Here is an 8645-nt window from a genome sequence, read left to right as displayed (position 1 = left end):
AAGAGCACGCCGCCTAAAATCCTGCGGTAGCTATTACCTAAAGCAGTTACACGGAGTACAGCCGTGGGAGCGTTGCCGCCTCTGGAAAAAATGGCTTGATGAAAACCATCAAGACAGTTGCTCCCACCTGATACCGTGCCATTCGCTGAGTCAATTAAATTGCACACAATTGAATTGCCTACTATGTTTATCCCTCTTTCCCCCTTATCGAGGCACTGCCATGAGCGACAACCTGCTGAGCATCCCTTGCACCACCATCAAGGGTGAGCAAAAGACCTTGGCCGATTTCGCCGGCAAGGCCATCCTGGTGGTCAACACCGCCAGCAAGTGCGGTTTCACCCCGCAGTACAAAGGCCTGGAGCAACTCTGGCAGCAGTACAAGGACCAGGGCCTGGTGGTGTTGGGCTTCCCTTGCAACCAGTTCGGCAAGCAGGAACCGGGTAACGAAGGCGCGATTTCCGAATTCTGCGAGCTGAACTTCGGCGTCAGCTTCCCGCTGTTCAAAAAAATCGACGTGAATGGCAGCGATGCCCACCCGTTGTTCGTGCAGTTGAAGAAACAGGCACCGGGCCTGCTGGGTTCCAAGGGCATCAAGTGGAATTTCACCAAGTTCCTGATTGGCCGTGACGGCCAGGTCGTCAAGCGTTTTGCCCCGACCACCAAGCCGCAGGACCTGACCCAAGAGATCGAAGCCCTGCTCAAATGACCGTGTCCCTGGCGCTCGACCACCAACTGTGTTTCAAACTCTACGCCGCCTCCAGGGCCGTGACCCGCGCCTATAAGCCGATGCTTGATCAGCTTGGCCTGACCTACCCGCAATACCTGGTGATGCTGGTGTTGTGGGAGTGGCATGCCGCAGCGCCGGCACACCCCACGGTCAAGGCCCTGGGTGAGCGCCTGATGCTTGACTCGGGCACGCTGACGCCGCTGCTCAAGCGTCTTGAGCAACTCCAGTGGGTGCGGCGCCAGCGCAGCGCCAAGGATGAGCGGGAAGTGCACCTGAGCTTGAGTGAAACCGGTGTGCAATTGCGCGACCAGGCCTTTGGCCTCAAGACCCGTCTGCTGTGCGACAGCGGCATCGACCTGAACCAGGCCGACGCGTTGCGCGATGGCCTGGACCAGTTGCTTCGGCAGATCAGAGACTTGTCGTCTTCGGCACCCACAGCTCCAGCAAACCGCTGAGTTCCTCGCGGCGAAACGGCTTGGCCAGGTAGTCATTCATGCCCGCGGCGCGGCACCGCTCGCGCTCTTCGGACAAGGCGTTGGCGGTCAACGCGACGATGGGCAGGTCTGGCCAGCGCCCGCTGCGACGGATCTGCCGACTGGCCTCGTAACCGTCCATCACCGGCATATTGCAGTCCATCAACACCATGTCGAAGCGCTGGTCCTCAAGAAACTTGAGGGCCTCGCCGCCATGGGCGGCCACGATCACCTCACACCCCAGTTTGCTCAGCATGCCTTTGGCCACCAGTTGGTTGACCGCGTTGTCCTCCACCAGCAGGATGCGCGCCCGGTGCGCCAGGGGCGCGGCTTCCATCTGGATGGGGTCGATGATCAGCGGGTTATCGCTGCGCAGGTTACGTTGCAAAATCTGATACAGCGCGTTGCGGCTCAAGGGGCGCGCCTGTTGCTGCAAGGGGGCCAGTGCCGCGACTTCTTCGCCCGGCATGAAATTGCCATAGGCGGTTACCAGCAGGATCGGCGCGCTGATGGAAGGGCGCAGGCGGAACAGGCATTCGGGGCAATCGGTGATCAGCAGGTCCGGGGTTTGCCCGCTCACGTCTTCATCACGCGGGTAGCAGCGCGGTGTCAGCCCCCAGTGGGGCAGCAGGGTGGTGAGCAGTTCGGTCAGGCCGCTGCCGGCGCTGGTGATGGCGATCACTTCACCTTTGAGCGGTGTCGGTTGCACGGCGGACAAATGGATCGGCAACGGCAGGTCGGCGCAGAACTGGCTGCCGAAGCCCACCTCCGAGCTGATGCTCAAGCGGCCCTTCATGGCTTCACACAGGTTGTGCGTCAGCGCCAGGCCCAGGCCCGTGCCGCCAAACTGGCGGGTGATGCCGGCGCCCGCCTGGGTGAACGGTTGGAATATCTTCACCTGGGCTTCCTGGGCAATGCCGATGCCGGTATCACACACTTCAATGCGCACCCGGCCTTCCAGCGCGCTGAGGCGTACATCGACTCGGCCGAAGCGGGTGAACTTCAAGGCATTGGACAGCAGGTTACTGACGATCTGGCGCACACGGGTCGGGTCACCCAAGACCTGGGCGGGAAACTGCGGGTCGATCAGGCAGGTCAGTTCGACGCTTGGCGCCGCGTTCTGCGACAACAGGTTGGCGGTGTCTTCCACCAGTGAGCCCAGGTCAAACGGGATGCGCTCCAGCTCCAGCTGGCCGGCGTCGAACTTGGACAGGTCGAGGATATCGTTGAGCAATTCCACCAGCACCTTGCCCGAGTCATGGGCAATGGACAGTTGCTGACGTTGTTCAGCATTGAGCGGGCTGTCCAGTGACAGTGCGATCATCCCCAACAGGCCGTTGAGCGGGGTGCGGATCTCGTGGCTCATGTTGGCCAGGAACGCCGCCCGCGCCTGCGCCATGCCCAGTGCATGCATCTTCGCCGCTTCCAGTTCGGCGTTGGACTGGCTCAACTGCTGGTTGCTGGCCTTGAGCTCCAGGGTCCGGGCGGAGACGATGTCCTCCAGTTGCCCCAGGTATTCGGTCAGGCGATCCTCGGCGTGACGGCGCTGCTGGATCTCCGTCTCCATGTTTTCGAATTGCTGGTTGGCAACGTTCACCAATACGCCGATTTCGTCGTGTTCATGGCCGGGCGGACAATCCAGGCGTGCCTGTCTGCGGTGACTCAGCTCGCGGATAATGCGCACCAGCGGTTGGGTCAACATCACGTAGAACAAGGCCAGCAGGATGCCGGTCAGCAACAGGCTGCGGGCGAAGCCGTTGAGCAGGGTGATCTCGGCACGGTGCAGGAAGCGGCTGCCAAACGCATAGGTGTCCACGTCCAGGCGCAGTACACCGAGGGATTCGTTGGGCATATGGCTGAGGAACAGCCGGTCTTCGAACCGGCGGTTGGCGCCAAACAGGAAGTCGCTGATGGGCCGGTAGGTGCTTTCCTTGTGCGGCCGGTCGACATCGGCGAGTACCACGCCATTGTTGTCGATCAACTGGGCGTGAATGATGGCAGGGGAGTGCAGCAGGCCCAGGGTCAGTTCCTGGGCCAGTTCGGCGTCAATGTTGTAGGCGATGCGTGACGCGGGGTTGTGGCTGATTTCGATCAGTGAGCGAATTTCACGGTTGATGGATGCGTCTTCGCTGGCATAATCAATGCCGATTTGGATCAGGCTGAGCAAGGTTCCCAAGACGAAACCAACCAGCACAGTCAATCTGGCTTGTTTATAAGACAAGCGGTGGGCGAACTTGATATCCATCGAGTGTTGAACCACTTCACGTTTCCCTTCGCCCGGCAAGCATAGCTGAACATCCACACGCTCTGGCCTGCCCGGCATGAATCGTTTTTTTACGCAGCCTCGTGCGGTCTGCCGCAGGGCTGCCAATACGCCATCTTTTGCAAGAACTTGCCAGAGGAATAATCGTGGACTCTCGATTGAATGCCTTTCTTGAGCGGGCCGATGCAGTACTTGCCCGCCTGGAACCGCTGTTGCCCGCGCCCCGCCAAACCATCGATTGGAACCAGTGCCTGGCTGCCCGCTGGCAGCGTGAAGGCCGTAGTGGTTTCCTGCTGCCACTGGACGTGAGCCTCGACATGCGCCTGTCCGACCTGATCGGCGTGGACAAGCAACGTGAAACGCTGGCGCGCAACACCCAACAATTCATCGACGGCCTGCCCGCCAACCATGCGCTGCTGTGGGGCTCGCGTGGCACCGGCAAATCATCCATGGTCCGCGCTTTGCTGGCCCACCACGCCGAGGCTGGCTTGCGTCTGATCGAGATCGAGCGCGACCATTTGGCCGACCTGCCGCGTGTGGTCGAGCAATTGCTCAAGCTACCGCAGCGCTTTATCCTGTTCTGCGATGACCTGTCGTTCGAGGCCGGTGAAGGCGATTACCGCGTGCTTAAAAGCGTGCTGGATGGTTCCCTGGAGCAAGCGCCGGAAAACGTACTGTTGTACGCCACCTCCAACCGCCGCCACTTGGTGCCGGAAAACCAGAGCGACAATGACAACTGGAAACGCGTGGATGGCGAACTGCACCCCAGCGAGGCGGTGGAAGACAAGATTGCCCTGTCCGACCGTTTTGGCTTGTGGCTGTCGTTCTACCCCTTCACCCAGGAGCACTTCCTTGAGGTGGTGGAGCATTGGATCGGCGAGCTGGCGAGCAAGGCCGGTTTGCAGTGGCAGCGCGATGAAGCCCTCGACATCCTCGCCGTGCGCTGGGCCACCGGTCGCGGCAACCGCAACGGCCGTTGCGCCTACCAATTCGCTCGTTACTGGGTGGGTCTCAAATTGCTGGAGCTTCAACCATGATCGATCTACACAGCGCCGGCACTGGCCTGAATGGCTACGCCATGCTCTGCGCGCAACTGGAGTCGCTGCTGGCCGATGAGCGCGACTTTATCGCCAACAGTGCGCAGTTTTCTGCATTCCTGTTCAACCAGCTGGACGACCTGAACTGGGCCGGCTTCTACCTCAACCGCAACGAAGAGTTGGTGCTTGGGCCGTTCCAGGGCCAGATCGCCTGTGTGCGCATCCCGTTTGGCCGCGGGGTGTGCGGTGCGGCGGCGGCGTCGCGGCAAACCCAGCGGGTCGAGGATGTGCATGCGTTTCCCGGGCACATTGCCTGTGACAGCGCCTCCAACAGCGAACTGGTGGTGCCCTTGGTCAAGGACGGCAAACTGGTTGGCGTCCTCGACCTCGACAGCCCGTCGCTGGCGCGTTTTACCCTCCAGGATCAAGCGGGCATTGAACAGCTGGCGGCGATTTTCCTGCGCTTGACCGACTGCTGATCACGCAAGGGGCGGCATCCGCCCCTTACCGGCCATCCAGGCCGTGAAGCTGCCCTTGCAGTAACCTCTCCAGCTCCAGCATGAGCCTCTCCAAGGCTTTCGCACCGGTTTCGATCAGCGCCCAGTCATCGCCGCGTACGCACGCCTGTTCCAGGGTTTCGCACTGTCCGGCCAGTGGCGTCGCCTGAACGATGCGGGCAGCTCCCTTGATTTTGTGGGCCTGCTCGATGATGTCCTGGAGCGGTGCGTGGGCACCAATCAGCGCAGTCAGTTCCTGGCGATCATGTCGACTGCTGCTGAGCAGTTCCTCCAGCAAACGCCAGCTCAACTGAGGATCGCCGCCGGTCAGGGCCTCGAAGTTGCCGAGGTCCAGGTGCAGGGCGGCCGGTTGTGGGGCGATCTGCGCCAGTTGCCGCTCCAGTGCCGTGAGGCTGATGGGTTTGAACAGGCAATCGTTCATGCCGGCTTCAGCGCAGCGTTGTTTCTCCTCGGGCTGGGCATTGGCGGTAAAACCCAGCACCACGCAAGGCACCCGTTGCTCACGCTGTTCATATTCGCGGATCGAGCGACTCAACTCGTAGCCATTCATGATGGGCATGTTGCAGTCGGCGATGACCAGGTCGAAGCGCTCCTGGCGCCAGGCCTGGAAGCCGGCGGCGCCGTTCTGCGCAGCGGTGAACTGATGACCCAGGTAACCCAGTTGCTGGCACATCAGCAAGCGGTTGGCGGGGTGATCATCCACCACCAGCACATTGAGTACGCGCGCGGTTGCCGGCGCCTCGGGCTTGGGTTCATGCGTTGTCTGCAGCGGCTGCAGGCGCGCCATTTTCAGGTTCACATGCACTTGGGTGCCCACCATAGGCACGCTGCTCAAGCTCAGTTGCCCGCCCATCATTGCGCACAGGCTGCGGCAGATAACCAACCCCAGGCCGGCGCCACTCCTGGCGAGCTGCCCGGAATTGTCAGCCTGGGCAAAGGGTTCGAACAGGCGCAACTGATCATCCCGGCTGATACCGATCCCCGTATCCTCGACCACCAGCTTCATCTCGACCTGTTGCGCCACATCGGTGGGCAATACCTCCACCTTGATGTTTACCTGGCCACGCTCGGTGAACTTGATGGCATTGCTGACCAGGTTCGACAGCACTTGCTTGAAGCGCAGCGGGTCGATCAGCACTTCGGTGTCATCGCGGTCGGGCTTGAACTCAAGGGACAGGCTGAGGGTCTTCTGGCGCGCCAGGCCGTCGAAGACACGCACCACCGACTCGATCACTTCGCGTAGGTTGACGCGCTCCGGGGCCAGGCTCAGGCGGCCGGATTCGATGCGCGCGATGTCGAGGATATCGCCGATCAGCTCCAGCAGATCCTTGGCCGAGTTGTACGCCACTTCGATGGCCGGGCGATCAAGATGGCCCTGGTCGGCTCGCTTGAGGGTCAACTCCAGCATGCCGATCACTGCGTTCATCGGCGTACGTATTTCATGGCTCATGGTGGCGAGGAACGTGCTCTTGGCCCGATTCGCCTCGTCGGCGCGTTCTTTGGCGGCGCGGATCTCATCGAACAGTTGGCGTCGCTCGCTGATGTCAATCCAGCCCCCGATGATCCCCTGTACTTCCCCGGTAGAGTCGCGGTACGGCAGGATCCAGTGGTAGATCGTCAGTTTATGCCCACGGATATACAGGGTGCGATCCAGGATCAGCGGGTTGCCTTCGGTCATCACCCGCTGATAATCGGCATGGTATTGCTCGGCGTCCGTTTCAAGCGCCTCGCTCATCTGGAGGGCACTTTTGCCGATCACGTCCTCGCGCTTGACGTCGAACACCTGCAGGTAGCTGTCGTTGCAGGTCTGCAGCAGGCCTTTACGGTCACGTACATAGATAGGGTGCGGGGTTTCGTTGACCAGCGCGCGCATGAACTCGAACTGATCATTGAGGGCTCGCTCAGCCATCTTGCGATGTTTGATCTGGCGGCGCATGTAGGCGTTCCAGGCCAGGGACAGCAGCAGCAAAAGCCCGGTGCCGATGATGATGCGGGTGATCAGTTGGTGATAGTTGCGCCAGTAGCTGTCGGAGGCGGCGGTGTAACCACGCCAGCGACTGTTGATCACGCCCAGCTCGTCCGGGGCGATGCTCAGCAGGGCCTTGTCGAGAATCGAGCTGAGTTCGGTGGCACTGCGCGCCGTCGCCAGGGCAAAGGTGGCCGGAGCCGTGCCGATACTGGTGCTGATCTGCAGTTTGTCCTGGAACATCGAGGACGACAGCAAGTAGTTGGCGACGACCAGGGAGTTCACCGCGCCTTCCACCTGCCCTTGGGCCAGCAGTTCCGAGGCCCTGAAGGTGTCGCTGGCCTTGACCAGTTGGACCTCTGGAAAGTCGCGGCGCAGGAGGGATTCCAGAGGATTGCCCAGGGTGATTGCCAGGCGCTTGCCGGCCATCTGCTCCAGGTTCGAGGGGGCGTCAGCGGCTTTGCGAGTCAGCAGCACATAGGAGTTTTCCAGGTAAGGTCGACTGAAGTTCAGTTGCGCTTCCCGTTCAGCGCTGGGCACGATTGCGCCAATCATGTCGACTTTACCGGCGTCCACCTGTTCGATCATCGCGCTCAGGTCACGCCCGCGATGGATCTCGAAGCGCAGCCCGGTGCGCAAGCGGATCAACTCCAGCAGGTCAGCGGTGATGCCGCGGAAGTTGCCTTCGGCGTCGAAGAACGTCAGCGGGGCGAAGGTTTCGTTCACAATCACTTTGACCACCGGGTGGTCCTTCAACCAACGCTCCTCACGCTGCGTCAGTTGCAGCTTCTGGTCGGTCAACAGGATGTCGCTGCCGGCGCTCCAGCGCTTGGCGATGGTTTCCCGTTCATTGGTAGGGACGGCCGTCAGCACCGCGTCGACAATACTCAAGAGCGTGCGCTGGTGCTGGGGCATGGCAAAGCTGAACCCATAGGCCTCGTGTTTGCCGAAGTTGGCCATGTGGATGTTTTTCAGGTAGCCCTTATTGATCATGTAATGGGTGGAAATGGTATCGCCGAGGAATACGTCAGCCTGGTCGAATGCCACCGCATTCAAGGCATTTTGATAGGAGGGGTAAGCGCGGATGATCGCCTGGGGATACAGTTTTTCTACTTCGCTCAGGGGCAGGTAGTGGTAGACCAGGGCCAGGCGCATTCCGGCCAGCCCATCATTCAGGCTGCGGGTCTCACCTTCGCGGGTGACCAACACCGGCTGGTCAACGGCATAGGGTTCGGAGAGCGTGAGGTTCGGGTTTGCCGCCTCAAAGCCGTTCGAGGTGCCCAATAAGTCAATATCGCCTGTTTCAAGGGCGCGGATGGCGGCCTCTCGGGAGGGGTAGCGCAATACCTTTACCGGCAAGGCCAGCGTCTTGGCGAGCAGGCCGGCGTAATCGGCGGTGAGCCCCTCATAGTCGCGACCACTGGACGTAAGGTCGAAGGGAGGATAGTCAGGCGATGCGGTGCCCAGCACCAACTCGCGTTTGTTTTGCAGCCATTGGCGTTGGGCCTTGTTCAGGTGGGTTTCCAGTTGAACGGAGCCTGCACGGCTCAGCAAGGTGAAATGTTCCGGGCCCGTTTGATGGTTCGCGAGCACGGCGGTGCTGAAGCACAAGCCGGCACTCAATGTAATCAGATAGTCCTTTATACGCCTGGGCATCCGCT

At 60.9% G+C, this 8645-nt stretch carries 6 protein-coding genes; 4 read left to right on the top strand and 2 right to left on the bottom strand.

Annotation, left to right across the window (positions count from 1 at the left end):
- The first annotated feature begins 220 nt into the window (after positions 1-220).
- Positions 221-706: a glutathione peroxidase gene (locus tag K7431_RS26110; RefSeq protein ID WP_012723009.1), complete on the top strand. Its 486-nt coding sequence runs from the start codon at positions 221-223 to the stop codon at positions 704-706.
- On the top strand, positions 703-1182 hold the full coding sequence (locus tag K7431_RS26105; protein WP_012723010.1) for a MarR family winged helix-turn-helix transcriptional regulator: 480 nt from the start codon (positions 703-705) through the stop codon (positions 1180-1182). Before K7431_RS26110 ends, K7431_RS26105 begins: the two co-directional genes overlap by 4 nt.
- Here the strand turns inward: K7431_RS26105 and K7431_RS26100 are convergent.
- Complete coding sequence (locus tag K7431_RS26100) at positions 1136-3445, bottom strand: hybrid sensor histidine kinase/response regulator (protein ID WP_043205012.1); 2310 nt, start codon at positions 3443-3445, stop codon at positions 1136-1138. The genes K7431_RS26105 and K7431_RS26100 overlap by 47 nt on opposite strands.
- 164 nt (positions 3446-3609) lie before the next feature.
- Between K7431_RS26100 and K7431_RS26095 the strand changes: the two genes are divergently transcribed.
- Complete coding sequence (locus K7431_RS26095) at positions 3610-4500, top strand: ATP-binding protein (protein WP_012723012.1); 891 nt, start codon at positions 3610-3612, stop codon at positions 4498-4500.
- Positions 4497-4979, top strand: coding sequence for a GAF domain-containing protein (locus tag K7431_RS26090; protein ID WP_012723013.1), 483 nt, complete (start codon positions 4497-4499; stop codon positions 4977-4979). The genes K7431_RS26095 and K7431_RS26090 overlap by 4 nt, the downstream gene beginning before the upstream one ends.
- A 25-nt stretch (positions 4980-5004) precedes the next feature.
- Here K7431_RS26090 and K7431_RS26085 read toward each other — a convergent pair whose 3' ends face one another.
- Entirely contained in the window at positions 5005-8640 is a 3636-nt protein-coding gene (locus tag K7431_RS26085; protein ID WP_052308637.1) for a transporter substrate-binding domain-containing protein, read from the bottom strand.
- Positions 8641-8645: the final 5 nt, after the last annotated feature.

It is taken from the genome of Pseudomonas fluorescens group sp. (genome assembly GCF_020093335.1).
GTDB classification, from domain to species: Bacteria; Pseudomonadota; Gammaproteobacteria; order Pseudomonadales; family Pseudomonadaceae; genus Aquipseudomonas; species Aquipseudomonas petroselini.
The sequence above is the reverse complement of the archived record's forward strand: the minus strand, read 5'-3'. Positions and strand labels throughout refer to the sequence as shown.